This window comes from Ruminococcus sp. AF17-22AC (genome assembly GCF_003460065.1).
Classification (GTDB): Bacteria; Bacillota; Clostridia; order Lachnospirales; family Lachnospiraceae; genus Blautia_A.
The window spans coordinates 1-19815 of record NZ_QRXT01000006.1 but is presented as its reverse complement, the minus strand read 5'-3'; the positions used below and the strand labels follow the sequence as shown (position 1 = coordinate 19815).

General features: G+C 43.6%; 11 protein-coding genes and 1 tRNA gene. 3 read left to right on the top strand and 9 right to left on the bottom strand.

The window, feature by feature from the left end; translation table 11 throughout:
- Window positions 1-40: 40 nt before the first annotated feature.
- The 6 genes from DWW86_RS10190 to purF form a co-directional block, all read right to left on the bottom strand.
- The gene (locus DWW86_RS10190; RefSeq protein ID WP_117942991.1) at window positions 41-1021 is read right to left on the bottom strand and encodes a prealbumin-like fold domain-containing protein; all 981 of its coding nucleotides are present in this window, start codon (window positions 1019-1021) and stop codon (window positions 41-43) included.
- The gene (locus DWW86_RS10185) at window positions 1008-1811 is read right to left on the bottom strand and encodes a class C sortase (protein ID WP_117942990.1); all 804 of its coding nucleotides are present in this window, start codon (window positions 1809-1811) and stop codon (window positions 1008-1010) included. The genes DWW86_RS10190 and DWW86_RS10185 overlap by 14 nt, the downstream gene beginning before the upstream one ends.
- A 166-nt stretch (window positions 1812-1977) precedes the next feature.
- Window positions 1978-3462, bottom strand: coding sequence for a glutamate synthase subunit beta (locus tag DWW86_RS10180; protein ID WP_117942989.1), 1485 nt, complete (start codon window positions 3460-3462; stop codon window positions 1978-1980).
- Window positions 3463-3477: 15 nt separating this feature from the next.
- Window positions 3478-8025, bottom strand: coding sequence for a glutamate synthase large subunit (gene gltB / locus DWW86_RS10175; protein WP_117943098.1), 4548 nt, complete (start codon window positions 8023-8025; stop codon window positions 3478-3480).
- A gap of 16 nt (window positions 8026-8041) precedes the next feature.
- On the bottom strand, window positions 8042-9679 hold the full coding sequence (gene pyrG, locus DWW86_RS10170) for a CTP synthase (protein WP_117942988.1): 1638 nt from the start codon (window positions 9677-9679) through the stop codon (window positions 8042-8044).
- A 168-nt stretch (window positions 9680-9847) separates the two neighbouring features.
- On the bottom strand, window positions 9848-11257 hold the full coding sequence (gene purF / locus DWW86_RS10165) for an amidophosphoribosyltransferase (RefSeq protein WP_117942987.1): 1410 nt from the start codon (window positions 11255-11257) through the stop codon (window positions 9848-9850).
- A 290-nt stretch (window positions 11258-11547) separates the two neighbouring features.
- Here purF and DWW86_RS10160 point away from each other — a divergent pair, with 290 nt between their 5' ends.
- Window positions 11548-13659 carry a glutamine synthetase III family protein gene (locus DWW86_RS10160; protein WP_117942986.1) on the top strand — a complete coding sequence of 704 codons (2112 nt, stop codon included), beginning with the start codon at window positions 11548-11550 and terminating at the stop codon, window positions 13657-13659.
- Window positions 13660-13898: 239 nt separating this feature from the next.
- Window positions 13899-15641, top strand: a complete 1743-nt coding sequence (locus DWW86_RS10155; RefSeq protein WP_015543131.1) for an ammonium transporter — start codon at window positions 13899-13901, stop codon at window positions 15639-15641.
- A 100-nt stretch (window positions 15642-15741) separates the two neighbouring features.
- On the opposite strand, the gene DWW86_RS10150 is transcribed toward DWW86_RS10155, so the two are convergent.
- Window positions 15742-16401: a trimeric intracellular cation channel family protein gene (locus DWW86_RS10150; protein WP_072520884.1), complete on the bottom strand. Its 660-nt coding sequence runs from the start codon at window positions 16399-16401 to the stop codon at window positions 15742-15744.
- Between the two features lie 207 nt (window positions 16402-16608).
- Between DWW86_RS10150 and DWW86_RS10145 the strand changes: the two genes are divergently transcribed.
- Complete coding sequence (locus DWW86_RS10145) at window positions 16609-17577, top strand: P1 family peptidase (RefSeq protein ID WP_117942985.1); 969 nt, start codon at window positions 16609-16611, stop codon at window positions 17575-17577.
- Between the two features lie 336 nt (window positions 17578-17913).
- Here DWW86_RS10145 and DWW86_RS10135 read toward each other — a convergent pair whose 3' ends face one another.
- Together DWW86_RS10135 and DWW86_RS10130 are read right to left on the bottom strand one after the other, a co-directional pair.
- Complete coding sequence (locus DWW86_RS10135) at window positions 17914-19359, bottom strand: alanine/glycine:cation symporter family protein (protein WP_117942984.1); 1446 nt, start codon at window positions 19357-19359, stop codon at window positions 17914-17916.
- Between the two features lie 243 nt (window positions 19360-19602).
- Window positions 19603-19673: transfer RNA gene (locus tag DWW86_RS10130), tRNA-Trp, on the bottom strand.
- Window positions 19674-19815 lie beyond the last annotated feature (142 nt).

The window sequence follows — 19815 nt, the reverse complement described above, 5'->3', positions numbered from 1 at the left end:
CCCCCCCCCCCCCCCCCGAATATTTTCGGATTCGATATCTCTATTTTTTTCCTTTCTTTATTTTAACAGCTACTGCCAGTCCTGCGCATGCACCTGCTGCCAGAAGGAACACAAACAATGCGATCGGTGTATTGTCTCCTGTTTTTACGCTCATTTTCGTACTGCTTCCCGAATCATGGCTGCCCGGGTTTCCTGATCCTGGTGGTGTTTCCTTTTCCGGCTGGTTAACTACCTGAACCTCCTCTACTGTTCCTGACAGGGTTTCATATTTTCCTCCGTTTTCTGTAACTTCCCCGGCTTTGGAAATTTCAAATGCAGCTGGCTTGTCAGATTTTACAAATCCATCCGGTGCTTTTGTCTCAACAAACTGATATTTTCCAAAAGGAAGCCCGGAAACCTGCAGTTGTCCGTTTTTATTTGTTGTCAGTGAAACATTTAACTCTTTCCAGGAATCTCCGTTCTTTTGCTTCAGCCTGAAGCAGGCGCCTTCCAAAACGTTTCCATCCGGATCTGTTTTATTCAGGATCACTGCACCCACCTGTGAAACACATTTCACTGTAACCTCAGGATGATAGTTTTTTTCTCCGCTTTCTGTAGATGGAAGCAGGATCAGCGTGCTCTCTGCAAGTGCCTTATCCTGTCCGGCTGTCTGTACTGCAAAATACAGTCCCGGAGAGAGTCCTTCATAAAGAAGTATTTCATTTGCTTTTTTTGTTTTCTGTATGCCCTTCAGTTTCTGTGCTGCCACATATTTTTCCAGTGTCTCTGTAATCTGTGAAACGTTTTTTGCTTCTAAAAGCTGTTTCGTCGTGATGCCACAACCCTGAAATTCTTCTGTCATTGTATATTCTTCATCTGCATACGCAGCAACCTTATACAACGTCATTTCTACTTCTGCTGCATCTGAATGAAGCTGTATTGCAATGCTTCCTGTTGTTTCTGCCTTTACCGGCAGTACCATCAGCATCAGCATCAGCAGACAGATCAGTGCCAGTACTGTCCATTTCTTATTCTTTTTCATTCGATCTCCTCCTTTTATGTTTGAACCATATATAAAACACGATCAGAATGATTCCCACAAAAACTGCATAAACGACTGTACTTACAGGTTTGTCTGCCTTCTCCTGTGAATCCGCAGTCACCGGATTCTCTGTACGTTCTCCCCTGACCAGAAGCCTGTGACTGTTTACGCCATAGGGGATACACGTCAGAAGTGTTACATAATCTTTTCCTTCTTCTATCTGAAGGGCATCTGTTTCATCTGGAAGTACCACACTGATCCGGTCCACTTTATAGGTCAGTATTTCATCCAGTTCATGAATATAAAACAGATCTCCTTCTTTCATTTTATCCAGATGTGTAAAAAGCTTTGCTGTAGGAAGTCCTGTGTGTCCGGCAAGTACACAGTGCGTAGAAGCCCCACCCACTGGAAGAGATGTCTGCTCCATGTGTCCAACTCCTCTTGCCAGAACATCTTCCTCTGTTCCTTCATATATAGGAAGCATCAGCTGAAGCCTCGGAATCTCCAGATAGCCAATAGCATCTGTTGCTGCAAGCATCTCATCATAGCTTATCGATGAAGTACTTTCTTCTGATGCCAGTGTGCGATTATATTCTATCACATTTTCTTTGATACGTGCCAGTTCATCCTGACTGGTATTGCTGACAGTCTCACTGTAAGTTTCAATTTCATTTCCGGCTCTATATTCACAATACCAGTTGCTTACTGTGGCATACATTGCCAGACACACGCCCGCAGCTGTGATCAGAATCCCAATCATCAAAATAACTTTTCTGAATTTCTCTTTCATAATGATATTATACCTCATTCTCTTTATATTTTAGAAAGTTTTTCTGTTTTATTGAATATAAAAAAAACAAGAATGATGTAAATAATTTTATGTGATTTCGTATTAATGTATAAAGTAAAAAAAGAGCCATGACAATATCGCCATAACTCTTTAAAAAAATACTATATTAGAGATTTGTATATCCCATCAGGGATTCATCTACGGCTCTTGCAGCCTCGCGACCTTCACGAATTGCCCATACTACCAGGGATTGTCCGCGATGCATATCACCTGCTGTAAAGACTCTCTGAACAGAGGTTTCATATGCTTCCGGTTTTGTCTCTACATTTGTACGGCCATTGATATTTACCTTAAATGCATCGGTTACATATTTCTGGCTTCCGAGGAAACCTGCTGCGATCAGCACTACATCTGCCGGAATCAATTCTTCTGTTCCTTCGACCGGTACCATCATCATTCTTCCGGTCTTTTCGTCTTTCTGAGGTTTCAGTTTGACGATTTTTGCCTTGCAGACATTTCCTTTTTTATCTGCAATAAACTCTGTTACGGTTGTCTGATATACACGAGGATCATGTCCAAATACGGCAATGGCTTCTTCCTGACCATAATCTGTTTTGAGGATACGCGGCCACTCCGGCCATGGATTGTTTGCCGCACGCTCTGCCGGAGGCTTCGGCATCATCTCAAGCTGTGTCACAGATTTTGCTCCGAGACGTATACTTGTACCTACACAGTCGTTACCGGTATCACCACCACCGATGACCAGCACATGTTTATCTTTTGCCAGTTCGTACGGAACTTTCTCGAAATTCGAATCCAGAAGAGTCTTTGTTACTTGTCCGAGGAAATCTACGGCGAAATAAATTCCTTTTGCTTCTCTTCCCGGGGCTTTGATATCTCTTGGATTGGATGCTCCACATGCAAGGATGACACGGTCATATTTCTTAAGAAGTTCTTCTGCTGTAATGTCTTTTCCTACATTTGTATTTAATACAAACTTAACACCCTCTTCTTCCATTAAATGGATTCGTCTGTCTACGACTGATTTCTCCAGTTTCATATTCGGAATGCCATAACGGAGAAGTCCGCCCGGGCGGTCGCTTCTTTCATAAACGGTAACGCTGTGTCCACGTCTGTTTAACTGCTGTGCTGCTGCCAGACCGGAAGGTCCGCTTCCGACAACAGCAATTATTTTACCGGTACGCACACGCGGAATCTGTGGTTTTACCCATCCTTCCTGCCATGCAGTCTCAATAATCGCTCTCTCATTTTCTTTTGTTGAAACCGGCTCACTGTCCAGATTGCAGGTACAGGCCGCTTCACAGAGTGCCGGACACACTCTGGAGGTAAACTCCGGAAAACTGTGTGTCTTGGAAAGTCTTAAGTATGCCTGTTTCCAGTTTCCTGTATAAACCAGATCATTTGTTTCCGGCACAAGATTGTGCAGCGGACATCCGGAAGCCATTCCGTTAAGCATCATGCCTGACTGACAGAAAGGAACTCCGCATGCCATACAGCGTGCGCCCTGAATGGTCTGTTTTTCTTTGCTGATCGGAGTCCGGAATTCATTGAAGTTGGCGATCCGGACTTTTGGAGGCAGCACTTTGGCTGTCTCTCTTTTATATTCTAAAAATCCTGTTGGCTTTCCCATGTTTCCTCATCCTCCTTAATGCTTTGCTCCGATGCTTTCGTAAAATGCTTCCATCTGCGCCTGTTCACTTGTCAGACCTTTTTCTTCCAGTTTTGCACTGAGTGTAATCATCTTCTTATACTCATTTGGAATCAGTTTCTTAAAGTGAGGCAGATAATAGTCAAAGTCGGCAAGCACTTTTGCACCTAATTCGGAACCTGTAGCCGCAACATGGGCTTCGATCAGATCACGAAGTTCTTTTTTGTCATATTTATTTTCTACTTTTTCAATAGAGATCATTGCCTTGTTGATGTTCTTATACAGCTTGTTCTCCACATCCAGAACATATGCAATACCGCCGCTCATACCTGCTGCAAAGTTCTTTCCGGTTCTTCCGAGAACAACAACACGACCACCGGTCATGTACTCACATCCATGTTCACCGACACCTTCTACAACAGCATAGGCACCGGAGTTACGCACTGCAAAACGTTCGCCGGCAACACCATTGATAAACGCATAGCCACTGGTTGCACCATACAGAGCAACGTTACCGATAATGATATTTTCTTCTGGTTTGTATGCAGCTTTTTCCGGGACTCTAACGATCAGCTTACCACCGGAAAGTCCTTTTCCGAAGTAGTCGTTGCTGTCACCGGTCAGATTCAGTGTAAGACCTTTCGGAATAAATGCACCGAAACTCTGTCCACCTGCTCCATGGCAGTTGATTACTACTGTGTCGTCCGGCAGCCCTGTTCCGGTCTGTCTGGTGATCTCAGCACCAAGTATCGTACCGAAAGTACGGTCTGTATTGGTAACATCCACACTTAATTCCACGTGTTCTCCTTTTGAGATTGCCTTTGCACATTTCTTAAGAAGAACTTTTTCATCGAGTGTCTTTTCCAGTTCAAAATTATATACTGCTTTCGGGTCAAATGTCACTTTCTGACCATTTCCGGCATATGGGTTATTCAGAATTGCACTTAAATCCAGTTTTCCTTTATGTGGTTCGACTGCATCCGGAGACTGTTTTAAGAGATCTGTACGTCCGACCATTTCATCTACTGTATGAACGCCAAGACGTGCCATATATTCTCTCAGTTCCTGTGCAATAAATCTCATAAAGTTTTCTACATATTCCGGTTTTCCGCGGAAGCGTTTACGAAGCTCTGGATTCTGTGTTGCAACACCTACCGGACATGTGTCCAGATTACATACACGCATCATCACACATCCCATTGTTACAAGCGGAGCTGTCGCAAAGCCGAATTCTTCAGCGCCAAGAAGTGCTGCGATTGCAACATCACGGCCACTCATAAGCTTTCCGTCTGTCTCAATACGCACACGGTTACGAAGTCCGTTCATAAGAAGTGTCTGATGTGTCTCTGCAAGGCCAAGTTCCCATGGAAGTCCTGCATTGTGGATAGAGCTTCTTGGTGCGGCACCTGTTCCTCCGTCATAACCGGAGATCAGAACTGTCTGTGCACCGGCTTTTGCAACACCGGCCGCGACAGTACCGACACCAGCCTCAGAAACCAGTTTGACAGAAATATCTGCATATACATTTGAATTCTTTAAATCGTAGATCAGCTGCGCCAGATCCTCGATGGAATAAATATCATGATGCGGTGGTGGTGAAATCAGAGAAACACCCGGTGTGGAATGACGTGTTTTGGCAATCCACGGATATACTTTCTTTGCAGGAAGGTGTCCGCCCTCACCAGGTTTTGCGCCCTGTGCCATCTTGATCTGGATTTCTCTTGCAGATACAAGATAACGGCTTGTTACACCAAATCGGCCACTGGCAACCTGTTTGATTGCGGAACAGCGGTCATTCTTGCTTCCGGCAGAAGCAATACGTTCTGCACTCTCTCCCCCTTCACCTGTATTGGATTTACCATGCAGATGGTTCATTGCGATTGCAAGTGTCTCATGTGCTTCCTGAGAAATAGATCCATAGGACATTGCACCTGTCTTGAATCGTTTTACGATTTCATCCACGCTCTCGACTTCCTCGATCGGGATTGCCTTTTCGGGGTAATTAAACTCCAGAAGGCCTCTGAGTGCACCATGGCTTTCTTTATCTGCCAGTGCTGTATATTGTTTGAAAAGATCGTAGCTTCCTGTCCACGTAGACTCCTGCAGAAGATGGATCGTCTGTGGATTGTAACGATGTTCCTCTCCCTGACTTCTCATTTTATGTGCACCGACACTGTCCAGTGTAAGGTCTGTATCAAGGCCTAACGGATCAAATGCCTCGGAATGCAGTTTTTCTACATTATCTTCAATGTCTTCCAGTGTAATTCCACCTACACGGCTTACGGTTCCTGTAAAGTATTTGTCGATCACTTCCTGAGAAATACCGATTGCCTCAAAGATCTGGGATCCCTGATAAGACTGGATCGTGGAAATACCCATTTTGGACGCAATCTTGACAATACCGCTTAATACCGCATGATTATAATCTTCTACTGCTGCATAGTAATCTTTATCCAACATATGATTGTCAATCAGCTCACGGATTGTTTCCAGAGCAAGATAAGGGTTAACAGCACTTGCACCATATCCGAGCAGTGTTGCAAAATGATGCACTTCTCTTGGTTCCCCGGATTCCAGAATAATGGCAAGAGATGTACTCTTCTTTGTCTTTACCAGATGCTGATGTACCGCGGATACTGCAAGTAGTGACGGGATCGGCATATGGTTTTCATCCACACCTCTGTCTGAAAGCACCAGAATATTTGCACCATCACGATATGCTTTATCTACTTCTACAAACAGGCGGTCAATCGCACGTTCCAGTTTTGTACTCTTATAATAAAGAGTTGACACTACCGCTACTTTAAATCCCTCATGTTGCATATTCTTGATTTTCAGCATATCGGTATTTGTCAGGATCGGATGAACGATCTTCAGTACATGACAGTTCTCCGGCTGCTGTACCAGAAGGTTTCCGTCTTTACCGACATATACACTGGTAGAAGTAACAATTTCTTCACGGATCGCATCGATTGGCGGGTTTGTAACCTGTGCAAAAAGCTGTTTGAAATAATCAAACAACGGGCGATCCTGATCAGACAGTACAGCAAGTGGTGTATCCACACCCATTGCACCGATACTCTCAGCTCCGTTCAGTGCCATGTTGCGGATAGATGTACGATATTGTTCATACGTATAGCCGAATGCTTTTTGCAGACGTGCACGCTGTTCATCTGTATATTCTTCCATACGGATGTTCGGGATCTTGATATCTTTAAGCTGTACCAGATTGCTGTTCAGCCACTCACCATACGGCTGCATGGTTGCATATTTTTCCTTCAGTTCATCATCGTCAATGACTTTTCCCTGAACAGTGTCTACCAGCAGCATTTTGCCCGGATGCAGACGCTCTTTTAATACGATCTTGTCTTCCGGTACCGGCATGACACCAACTTCAGAAGAAAGGATCATATAACCATCAGAAGTAATATAATATCTGGACGGACGCAGACCATTACGGTCAAGGACTGCTCCCATCACATCACCATCAGAAAACAGAATGGACGCAGGTCCATCCCATGGTTCCATCATTGTTGCATAATACTGATAAAAATCTCTCTTTTCCTGAGAAATCGTATCGTTATATGCCCATGGTTCCGGAATCGTGATCATGACTGCAAGCGGAAGCTCCATACCACTCATAACCAGAAATTCCAGTGTATTATCCAGCATTGCAGAGTCAGAACCATTGCGGTTAACTACAGGAAGAACTTTATGAAGCTGACCCTTCAGATAAGGAGATTCCATATTTTCCTCTCGTGCAAGCATCTTATCAGCATTTCCACGGATGGTATTGATCTCACCATTGTGTACCATAAAGCGGTTCGGATGTGCTCTCTCCCAGCTCGGATTTGTATTGGTACTAAATCTGGAATGAACCATTGCAATTGCTGATTCATAATCCGGGCTCTGCAGATCTGCAAAAAATGTGCGCAGCTGTCCCACAAGAAACATACCTTTATATACGATCGTACGGCTGCTCATAGACACAACATAAGTATTATCATTACTCTGTTCAAACTCGCGGCGTGCAATATACAACATTCTGTCAAAAGGCAGCCCCTTCTCTACTTCTTCCGGTTTTTTGATAAATGCCTGCATAATATAAGGCATACATTCTCTTGCTTTATGTCCAAGAACCTCCGGAATTACCGGAACAGTTCTCCAGCCAAGAAGTTCAAGTCCTTCTTTTTCCACAATAATCTCAAACATTTTCTTCGCCTGTGCACGTTTGATCTCATGCTGTGGGAAAAAGAACTGTGCAATACCGTATTCTCTCTCTTCACCGATTTCAAAGCCTTCTTTCTTACAGGCCTTTTTGAAGAATTTGTGAGAAATCTGCAAAAGGATACCAACACCATCACCGGTCTTTCCCTCTGCATCTTTACCGGCACGATGCTCCAGATGTTCTACAATCCTGAGAGCATTGGCAACTGTATCATGAGTTTTTTTACCTTTTATATTTACAACAGCACCGATACCGCAGTTGTCGTGTTCAAATTCGCTGCGGTACAGACCCTGATCTTCTCTGCTTACTTCCTGCATATTCATTTACCCTTTCTTATTCCTGATTTTTCGCCTGCCGGCTTTTTTTCAGTTTTGCATAATCATCTGCAGCCTTTACAAATCCACGAAACAGCGGATGTGCATGGTTCGGTCTGGATTTGAATTCCGGATGTCCCTGTGTTCCTTCGTAAAACGGATGATCCTTGATCTCGATCATCTCTACAATGTGTCCGTCAGGAGAAGTACCTGCAATCGTCATGCCTTTTGTGGCAAATTCTTCACGATATGCATTGTTGACTTCGTAACGATGTCTGTGACGCTCCTGAATTTCTTTCTTTCCAAACAATTCCAGTGCTTTGGAGCTGTCTGCAAGTACGCATGGATAGCTTCCGAGTCTTAAAGTACCTCCCAGATCTTCCACGCTCTCCTGATCCGGCATCAATGCAATTACCGGATGCTTTGTTGACGGATCCAGTTCGATACTGTTGGCATCTTCATATCCGAGCACGTGACGGGCAAATTCCACGATTGCCATCTGCATGCCGAGGCAGATACCCAGATATGGAATCTTGTGTACACGTGCATACTGTGCTGCAAGAATCATACCTTCGGTTCCTCTGTTTCCAAATCCCCCCGGAACAAGAATACCGTCTACTTTATGAAGTTTCTGATCCAGATTTTTCTCATTCAGTTCTTCAGAATCGATCCAGGTGATCTCAACCTTTGCTTTACAGGAAATACCACCATGTTTCAGAGCTTCTACCACACTTAAATAAGCATCATGAAGCTGTGTGTATTTTCCTACCATTGCAATATTTACAACGCTTTCCGGATTTCTGAGGTCATTGACCATCTGAATCCACTCACTTAAGTCCGGTTTACGATTTTCAAGTCTTAAGGATTCCAGTACTACATCTGCCAGTTTCTCACGTTCCATGGCAAGCGGTGCTTCATACAGATATTCCACATCCAGATTCTGCAGTACATGGCTGACAGGTACGTTGCAGAACAAAGCGATCTTTCCTTTGATTTCATCAGTCAGCGGATGTTCGCTTCTGCATACCAGTACATCCGGCTGTATTCCCATTCCCTGAAGTTCTTTAACACTCGCCTGTGTCGGTTTGGTCTTCATTTCTTCCGAGGCTTTCAGATATGGAATCAGTGTTACATGAACCAAAATTGCATTGTCATGTCCTACATCATGCTGGAACTGACGGATAGATTCCAGAAACGGCTGGCTTTCAATATCTCCGACGGTTCCGCCAACTTCAATAATTGCAATTTTTTCTTCGTCCTGTGATTTTGCACGGTAGAAACGGCTCTTAATTTCATTTGTAATATGAGGGATAACCTGCACGGTTCCTCCGCCGAAATCTCCGTGACGTTCCTTCTGTAATACAGACCAGTAAACCTTACCGGTCGTTACATTGGAATTTTTGTCAAGGCTTTCATCAATAAATCTTTCATAATGCCCCAGATCCAGGTCCGTCTCTGTACCATCGTCCGTAACAAAAACTTCTCCATGCTGGATCGGATTCATTGTACCCGGGTCAATATTGATATAAGGATCAAACTTCTGCATAGTCACCTGATATCCGCGTGCTTTCAGAAGTCTTCCGAGAGACGCTGCTGTAATACCTTTGCCAAGTCCGGATACTACACCACCTGTTACAAAAACGTATTTTACTGCCATTACCGATTTCCTCCTCTATCCTGTATCTTAAAATAAAAAAGGCGCCAGAAGCGTATAAGGGACTAACCCCAATCGCTCCTGACGCCTTTGTCAGAATAAGATCTTAAAATATGAAATTTACTATACCTTATTTTTTTTCGTTTGTAAATATGTATTTTTGTAAAAATATCAACATCCACAGTCGATTTTTTTGTTGAGTTCTGCCTCCACATCCATCGGATACTTACCGTCGAAGCAGGCTTTACATAACGGAAGGTTACCTGCCATACCCTCAAGATATTCACTCTGCATATATCCAAGAGAATCTGCCCCGATCATATCACAGATTTCCTGTGCACTGTGATTGCTTGCGATCAGCTGATCATTGGACGGTACATCTGTTCCGAAATAACATGGATACAGGAACGGTGGTGAACTGATCCTTACATGAACCTCCAGCGCGCCGGCCTTCTTCAGCATACGGATCAGATTTGCGATCGTAGTTCCTCTCACGATGGAATCGTCTACCAGTACGATGCGTTTACCTTTAACTGCTGAATCCAGTACACTCAGTTTCAGATGGACACTGGACTCACGTTCTTTCTGTGTCGGTTTGATAAAGGTTCTTCCGATATAGCTGTTCTTATAAAATGCAAATCCAAACGGGATTCCCGATTCTTCTGAATAACCTTTCGCTGCCGGAATACCGGATTCCGGAACACCTGTAACCAGATCCGCATCTACCGGATAGGATTTTGCAAGGGATTTACCGCCACGGATACGTGCATCATAAATCTTTACACCGTCCATCATACTGTCCAGTCTTGCAAAATAAATATATTCAAATACACAATGGGCATGTTTGCCGGTACTCAGCTCTTTGTTAGATTCGATTCCGTTCTTTGAAATCGTGATCATCTCACCCGGTTCAATGTCTCTGACGAATTCAGCACCTACAGAAGTAAGTGCACAGCTTTCAGAAGCAAGCACATATGTATTGTCACGCTTACCAAGGCAAAGCGGCTTCAATCCAAGCGGATCACGGACACCGATCAGTTTTCTCGGACTCATGATTACAAGCGCATAGCCTCCCTTTAGCTTGCGGGCGGTTTTCAGAACTGCTTCCTGAACAGTTTTAGAATGTACCCTTTCTCTTGCCACATGGAATGCAATAACCTCTGAGTCTGTCGTCGTATGGAAAATTGCCCCGCTCTGAATCAGTTCCCATTTCAATTCAGGGGTATTGATCAGGTTACCATTATGTGCAAGTGCGAGTGTTCCCTTAATATAAGACAGAACCAGCGGCTGTGCATTCTCCGCAACAGATGCACCGGTCGTGGAATAACGTACATGTCCGATTCCGAGATCCCCCTCCATATTCCGTATGGTATCTTCACGGAGAACTTCACTTACCAGTCCGAGATCCTTATGAAACTGAACATTACCGCGCTCTCCGTTCGTTTTGGAAACTGCAAGTCCGCAAGACTCCTGTCCACGATGCTGAAGTGATGTAAGGCCATAATAAATGGATGGAACAACATTACCTCCATCCAGATCATAAATACCAAATACACCACAGGCTTCCTTAATTCCTGCCATCAGAATTTCCTCCCATTATCTATGAAATTTACCTGTGAATCTACCTGAAATTATAATAGAAGATCGACTTTTGTCAACCCTTGTCCCTGCAAAAAGCCATACAAATAAATTCATCTGACCAAACAAAAAATTTGAAATTTTTTTCACAAAAAATGTTGACAAGAGTTTTTTTTTGTGTATACTACATCACATAAGCAACGGCGCTTTGGATTAGATTCCAAGGCGCCTTTTTTGTTTATCACTAAGATCATAACGATTAATGGAATCGAAAATCGAAAGGAGACTTTACTATGGGACATAGCATTCCTGAAATTTATGGCAGTCTTGTTTTTAACGACAAGATCATGCGTGAGAAATTACCGAAAGATATGTACAAGGCGCTGAAGAAAACAATCGAGAACGGTACACATCTGGAGCTTGATGTTGCCAACTCTGTAGCAGTTGCCATGAAAGAATGGGCACTGGAACACGGCGCTACCCATTATACTCACTGGTTCCAGCCAATGACCAACTTTACAGCTGAGAAACATGACAGTTTCATTTCTCCTACCGTTGACGGTCAGGTTATTATGGACTTCTCCGGCAAGGAACTTGTAAAAGGTGAACCGGATGCCTCCAGTTTCCCGTCAGGCGGTCTTCGTGCTACCTTCGAAGCAAGAGGTTATACAGCATGGGACCCTACTTCACCGGCATTCATTAAAGACCGTACACTTTATATCCCGACAGCTTTCTGTTCTTACAGTGGCGAAGCACTGGATAAGAAAACTCCTCTTCTTCGTTCCATGGATACCTTAAATAAAGAGGCTGTTAAGATTCTTCGTCTTCTTGGCAATACAGAAGTCAAACACATCAACACAACCGTAGGTCCGGAACAGGAATATTTCCTTGTAGACAAAGATCTTTATAATAAGAGAAAGGACCTGATCTTCTGCGGACGTACACTGGTCGGTGCTCCGGCTCCTAAAGGACAGGAAATGGAAGATCATTATTTCGGAACTCTGAAGCCACGTGTTGCAGCTTACATGCATGATCTGGACGAAGAGCTCTGGAAACTCGGTATTCCGGCAAAGACAAAACATAATGAAGTTGCTCCTGCACAGCATGAGCTTGCTCCTGTATTTGATACAACAAACGTTGCTGTCGATCACAACCAGCTGACCATGGAAATCATGAAAAAAGTTGCCGCAAAACACAACATGGTATGCCTGCTTCATGAAAAACCATTCGAAGGAATCAACGGAAGTGGTAAACACAACAACTGGTCCATGAGCACAGACACCGGAGTCAATCTTCTGGATCCTGGCAAAACACCTGCTGAAAATACACAGTTCCTTGTATTCCTTGTAGCTGTTATCAAAGCAGTTGATGATTACGCTGATCTGCTTCGTATTTCTGTTGCAAGTGCCGGAAACGACCACCGCCTCGGTGCAAACGAAGCTCCGCCGGCTGTAGTATCCATCTTCCTCGGTGATGAACTTACCGAAGTACTCAAGGCAATCGAAAACGATGAATTCTTTGCCGGACACGGTGCTGTTCAGATGGATATCGGTGCAAAAGTACTTCCTCACTTCGTAAAAGATAACACAGACAGAAACCGTACTTCACCGTTTGCATTTACCGGAAATAAGTTTGAATTCCGTATGCTTGGCTCCTCTTCTTCTGTAGCCAACCCGAACATCATCCTCAACACTGCTGTTGCAGAAGTACTTCATCAGTTCTATGAGGAACTGAAAGATGTTCCGGCTGATAAGATGGATACCGCTGTTCATGAACTGCTGAAAAAGACGGTCATTGATCACAAACGAGTTATCTTCAACGGAAACGGTTATACAGATGAATGGATTGAAGAAGCAGAAAAACGTGGTCTCTACAATCTGGTTTCCACACCGGATGCACTGCCGCATCTCATCGATGAAAAAAATGCAAAACTGCTTACCAGTCATCATATATTCACCGATGCAGAGCTTCATTCACGTTACGAGATCAAGCTCGAAAACTATGTGAAAACTCTTCACATTGAAGCAGGTACTTTAGCTGAGATCATTCAGAAAGATCTTCTTCCGAGCATTACTACATACATGGAAAAAATTGCACAGACTGCAGCACTTAAGAAATCAGTTGTTCCGGATATTTCCGTATCCGCAGAGGCTTCTCTTCTTACACAGCTGACAGAGCTTTCCGAGACCATGACAAAAGATCTCGAAACCCTGAAAAAAGATACTGCTATGGCTGAATATGAATCCGGCAAAGATCTTCTTAAGAGTGCTAAACTTTATCAGAGCGTTGTCCTTTCTGATATGGAAAAGGTTCGTGCTTCCGCTGATGCAGCCGAAGTTCTGATCCCGGATTCCATCCTTCCATATCCGACATACGGAAAACTTCTGTTTTCTATCTCTGACTGAGGAAAAACAATTTCACAATGGTAAAATCAGGGGATGTCACTATGAACATGAACTACTTCATACTTCATAATTCATTATCGATTTCCTCATCCATTAATCACACGATACAACATCCCCTGTTTTACATATATATATTTGATTCGTAAAGGCGCGGAGAATGATATAACATCATTCCCGTGCCTTTTCAATTTTGTAACCATTAACTTATTCAACTTTTTTAGGGAAAGAGAGGTAACTTTATGGATTATTCAGCAGTAAACACAATATGGGTACTTTTAGGTGCCGCACTTGTCTTCTTTATGCAGGCCGGTTTCGCAATGGTTGAGACTGGTTTTACCAGAGCCAAAAATGCCGGTAACATTATTATGAAAAACCTGATGGACTTTTGTATCGGTACTCCTACATTCTGGATCGTCGGATTCGGAATCATGTTCGGAGCCGGAAACGGATTTTTCGGAAAGATCGGTGGAATTGCTACCGAAGCTAATTATGGTTCCGCAATGCTCCCTGACGGTGTTCCGTTCTGGGCGTTCCTGATCTTCCAGACAGTCTTCTGCGCAACATCCGCTACAATCGTATCCGGAGCTATGGCAGAACGTACAAAGTTCTCATCCTACTGTATCTACAGTTTTCTGATCAGCCTGATCGTTTATCCGGTATCCGGACACTGGATCTGGGGCGGTGGTTTTATCAGCCAGATGGGATTTCATGATTTCGCAGGTTCCTGTGCAGTACATATGGTCGGTGGTGTTGCCGCATTTGTCGGTGCTCTCATCCTCGGACCTCGTATCGGAAAATACTCTAAGAGCGGCAAATCAAAAGCCATCCCGGGACACAACCTTACCATCGGTGCTTTAGGTGTATTCATCCTCTGGTTCTGCTGGTTCGGATTCAACGGTGCATCTACTGTCAGCATGGAAGGTGATGCAATCGTAAGTGCAGGTAAGATTTTTGTAACTACAAACCTCGCTGCAGCTGTTGCAACAGTTGCCGTTATGCTCATCACATGGGTAAGATACAAAAAACCGGATGTTTCCATGTCTCTGAACGGATCTCTTGCAGGTCTTGTTGCTATTACAGCCGGATGTGATACCGTATCTCCAGTATCTGCCGCTATCATTGGTATTATCTCTGGTTTTGTAGTTGTATTCGGTATTGAATTTATTGACAAAGTACTTAAAGTAGATGATCCGGTTGGTGCAGTCGGTGTCCACGGATTAAACGGTGCTTTCGGTACGCTTGCAGTTGGTCTTTTCTCTGACGGAGCTGGCACAGGCTGGAAAGGTCTTCTGGTTGGCGGCGGTTTCCATGGATTCGGCGTACAGCTCGTCGGTATGCTCATCACAATCGCATGGGTTGCTGTTACTATGACAATTATTTTCCAGGCGATCAAACATACCATCGGCCTTCGTGTATCCGCTGAAGAAGAAATCGAAGGTCTGGATTCCAAAGAACATGGTCTTACAAGTGCTTATGACGGATTTGTTGTACATGACACCATGACCGTTCCTGCTCCTATGGGTGTTGCAAAGAAAGCAGCCTCTGCAAACATTTCCGCAAATGTAGCTCCGGCTGAAGCTGTTAACACAATTCCGGAACTTCCAAAAGAAGGCGTACACAAGCTGACAAAAGTAGTTATTATCACACGTCAGAGCAAACTTGAAGAATTCATGCATGCAATGAATGAAATCGGTGTTACCGGTATCACCATTACAAATGTTATGGGATGTGGTGTACAGAAAGGTGCCCGCTCCTACTACCGTGGTGTTGAGATGGATATGAACCTGCTGCCTAAGATCAAGATTGAGATCGTTGTCAGTCTGGTACCGGTCAAAACAGTTATCGAAACTGCCAAGAGAGTTCTTCATACCGGTCAGTACGGTGACGGTAAAGTCTTCGTATACGATATCGAAAATGTCGTTAAGATCCGTACCGGTGAGGAAGGTTTCGAAGCTCTTCAGGACACACAGCCACTGGAATAACATTTCGGTAAACCCTTAAAAATTTCCTCTATAAGTAAAATGTACAAAAGCAGCTCCTCTCCGATTCGGAGAAGGGCTGCTTCTTTGTCTGTAACAATATTCAATTCTCTTCTTCACGTGCAAGTTTCGGAAGATTCCAGCGGTAATGTGCGGCCAGATACCGGATCAGAACTACGACTGCCGATGCTCCTACCATAGATGCAACCGCACCAAAATGACGGTACAGAACCACACAGACGATTGCTCCTACGATTGATGCACATGCATAAATATGGCGCACAAGAATGTATGGTGGTACTCCTGCCATAATATCTCTCAGTAATCCGCCACCAACGCCGGTAATCGTCCCAAGAAACACAAGCAGAAACATATAATCCACATATCCATGTGAAATTCCGGTGTTTACACCTACTACCGTAAATATCCCAAGTCCGATCGAGTCCATCACAAGCATGACTTTGTCATAAGTCTCACGATTGTGCCCCTGTAAAAGCTCTTTCTTTAAATATAAAATCAGAAAGACTACACAGGATGTGATCGTTGCCACCAGTGTATAAATCGGATTTCTGAACATTGCAGGTGGTACGATTCCAAGAATCACATCACGTATCGCCCCACCGCCGACAGCTGTCGTAACTCCGAGCACGATCACACCGAAAATATCCATGGCACGATCTACCGCTACCATAGCTCCGGACGCTGCAAACGCCACTGTTCCGAGCATTTCCATGATAAATGTAATAAGCTGCTGATAATCCATAATTTTCCCTCTCCAGTTCCCCCATCATTATCTTCTTATTAGAAGTCCTGATGTTCATTATAACTGTCTGAGAGAGTTCTTGCAATCAGATATCGCAAAACGCTTTCCTTCTTTTCACTCTGCTGCAACTTTTTTGTTCCTCCATTCTGTTTGACTTTAAAATAGTTCTTTGTTAGTATAATTATAATTAACTCAAGGAGGCATACAATGAAAATAATTTCCATAAAAGATTTTGACAATATCCGCATTGGTAATGCCCAAAACACCTCGGCCGGAACAGGCTGTACCGTCATTATAAGCGAAACCGGCATGTGCGCAGGACTCGATGTACGTGGAGGCGGACCGGCTTCCCGTGAAAGCGAACTGTTGAAACCTCTTGCTGCTGCCGATCGGATTCACGCAGTCCTGCTCGGCGGTGGAAGTGCTTTCGGGCTTGATGCTGCCGGCGGTGTTATGCAGTTTCTGGAAGAAAAAGGAATCGGGCTCGATGTCGGCATCGCGAAAGTTCCGCTCGTATGTCAGTCAGATATTTTTGATCTGACTGTTGCTGATCCATATACCCGTCCGGATAAAGCCATGGGATACGAAGCCTGTGTCGGTGCCTGGCAGAATAATTACCAGGATGGCTGCTTTGGTGTCGGAACCGGCGCAACCATTGGCAAATTAAATGGCATGGAACACTGCATGAAATCCGGCATCGGAAGTTATGCAGTACAGATTGGAGAATTAAAGATCGGCGCTATCGTCGCCGTCAATGCCCTAGGGGATATTTATGATCATCACAATGGTCAGATCATCGCCGGCATGCTCTCTGATGACCGGAAATCTTTTGCTGATTCTGCACAGTTTCTTTACCGGTCATATGACATCCACGAAAATAAATTTGTGGAAAATACCACAATCGGTGCGATTATCACCAATGCCGCCTTCACCAAAAGCCAGCTCTGTAAAATTGCCGGCATGACACACAATGGCTATGCACGTTCGATCCGTCCTGTACATACCTCAGCTGACGGAGACAGTATTTACGCACTTTCTGTCGAAAACATACCTGCTGACTGTGATATGGTCGGAACACTTGCTGCAGATGTGATGGCAGAAGCAATTCTCTGTGCAATCAGAAATAGCGAATCAGCTTATGGTTTTCCTGCTTATAAAGATCTTAGTTTCGTATAAAATTTTGGGTTACTTACTAAGTACGTGTGTATAGAAATTGCTTTTGAGGAATTAAATTATTTAATGAAATCTTTTTTCCAGATAGGGTCTGTTTGTTTTATTGATCTTTCTTTTTGTATTGTGTTCGATCCCAGATTCCTTTTATTTTTTCCATCCTCCTGTCGCAACGAGGAAGAATTTGGCGTCAATCTATTTTTTCGAAATAATAACAAACTGACCCTCACTCCGGAGGGAGAGCTTTTTTATAAAAGTGCAGAAGAACTTCTTGCACATGCGGATTCCGTAGAATCTGAATTTCTAAATCTATTCATAACCAAAAAGATAGCTGACACAAGGTCAACTATCTTTTTTTCGATTCCACGCTCCGGTCTCATCTTTGATACCGAATTTTGCCGGATCAAACACCGGATTCTTACCGCTTTTCTTTTGTTTTTCGTAATCTCGCAGGATTTCTACAGCTTTTGGTGCAAGAAGTGCGATTGCAATGATATTTGCCCATGCCATAAGTCCGTATCCGATATCACCCATTGCCCATACAGCATCTGCATTTACAATTGCCCCAAGGAAAGATGCTGCAAGGAACACTGCTCTGGCGATTGCAACTGCCTTTTTGCTGTTACCTGTCAGATAACGGATATTGGATTCTGCCTGATAACAATATCCCGTCATAGACGTAAATACAAATAAAACAATGATAATGGCAAGTGCCTTTCCACTCCACGTTCCAAAAGTACTTATCAATGCATGCTGTGTCCATTTGATTCCGGATTCCAGACCGCCTGTCTGACTGATCAAAAGATTTCCGGCTGCATCAGCTACATCAAATGTACCTGTCAAAAGAACGATCATTGCTGTTGCTGTTCCGATAAATAATGTATCCACATAAATGGAAAATGACTGGATCAGTCCCTGTTTTGCAGGATGTGAACATTCTGCTGCTGCAGAAACTATCGCACCACATCCCATTCCGGCTTCATTGGAATAAATACCTCGTTTGACGCCCCATGAAACTGCAGAACCAACAATACCTCCCAGCAATGCATGCACTCCGAATGCAGACTGAATGATCATTTTCAGGATTCCCGGAAGTTTTGTAATATTAAGTCCCAGAATAATAACTGCTGCAAGAATATATACCGCACACATCGCCGGTGCAAGTAATTCCGCAATCTGTGCAATTCTTTTGATACTTCCATAAACAACAATACCGAGAATTACACAGCAGATAGCACCGACAAGAATTTTATTTACAGAAAATGCTTCTTCAAAAACTGTTACAAGTGAGTTGATCTGCACACCCGGCATGAGAAATCCAGGTCCCAGAAATGCAACAATTGCAAAAAGGATCGCATACGATTTGCATTTTAAACCTTTTTCTATGTAATATGCAGGGCCTCCTGAAAATTCTCCATCAGGATTTTTGACCTTGTAAGCCTGTCCCAGCGCAGATTCTACAAATGCAGATGCCGCTCCGATTGCCGCGATCATCCACATCCAGAATACAGAACCCGGACCTCCATAAAAAATTGCAGAAGCAACACCGGCAATATTTCCCATTCCAACACGTGCACCTACCGTTGTCGCAAATGCCTGAAACGAAGTGATTCCGCTTTCACTTTCTTCTTTATCCATTAAAAGATGAATCATTTCTTTCATCAGTCGAATCTGTGGGAATCTCAGTCTGATTGAAAGATACAATCCCACACCGAGACATAATACAACAAGTACCATGCTCCATACTAACGAGTCTACATTATTCATAAATACTGAAAAACTTTCCATATATTCCTCTTTTCTTTTTATTCTATAATCCTGAAAATAAAAGACTCCCCATGGTACACACACTTTATCGTGTTATCGTGGAGAGCTGTTAACTCATTAAATCTATAATACGCTTTATTTCAATAAAAAGCAATAAAAAGTGTCAATTTGGTGTCCTCTCCGGTGCTCCTGAATTCTGTATTTTGTATGAAACGCAAAAAGCCGGAAAGCCTTAATTTAAAAGACTTCCCGACTCACTAAAAACAGGGGATGAGAGAATCGAACTCCCACCAAAGGTTTTGGAGACCCCTATCATACCATTTGACCAATCCCCTACATTATCGTATCTTCAAAACCACATACATGTTGACTAAGCAATCGATTATCTTAACCATGCTTTCGCTTTCGCCGAGCCTGATCACCTCGCAACTTCGTTGCTCAGTGCCTTTTGCTTCGCAAATGTCTGTCTCCTCACGT

Bases quoted from the DNA above. Each gene is read 5' to 3' on its own strand.
- DWW86_RS10155 (WP_015543131.1), top strand. From the start codon at position 13,899: ATGGATTATTCAGCAGTAAACACAATATGGGTACTTTTAGGTGCCGCA.
- DWW86_RS10190 (WP_117942991.1), bottom strand. From the start codon at position 1,021: ATGAAAAAGAATAAGAAATGGACAGTACTGGCACTGATCTGTCTGCTG.
- DWW86_RS10150 (WP_072520884.1), bottom strand. From the start codon at position 16,401: ATGGATTATCAGCAGCTTATTACATTTATCATGGAAATGCTCGGAACA.
- DWW86_RS10160 (WP_117942986.1), top strand. From the start codon at position 11,548: ATGGGACATAGCATTCCTGAAATTTATGGCAGTCTTGTTTTTAACGAC.
- DWW86_RS10185 (WP_117942990.1), bottom strand. From the start codon at position 1,811: ATGAAAGAGAAATTCAGAAAAGTTATTTTGATGATTGGGATTCTGATC.
- DWW86_RS10135 (WP_117942984.1), bottom strand. From the start codon at position 19,359: ATGGAAAGTTTTTCAGTATTTATGAATAATGTAGACTCGTTAGTATGG.
- gltB (WP_117943098.1), bottom strand. From the start codon at position 8,025: ATGCAGGAAGTAAGCAGAGAAGATCAGGGTCTGTACCGCAGCGAATTT.
- purF (WP_117942987.1), bottom strand. From the start codon at position 11,257: ATGGCAGGAATTAAGGAAGCCTGTGGTGTATTTGGTATTTATGATCTG.
- DWW86_RS10180 (WP_117942989.1), bottom strand. From the start codon at position 3,462: ATGGGAAAGCCAACAGGATTTTTAGAATATAAAAGAGAGACAGCCAAA.
- pyrG (WP_117942988.1), bottom strand. From the start codon at position 9,679: ATGGCAGTAAAATACGTTTTTGTAACAGGTGGTGTAGTATCCGGACTT.
- DWW86_RS10145 (WP_117942985.1), top strand. From the start codon at position 16,609: ATGAAAATAATTTCCATAAAAGATTTTGACAATATCCGCATTGGTAAT.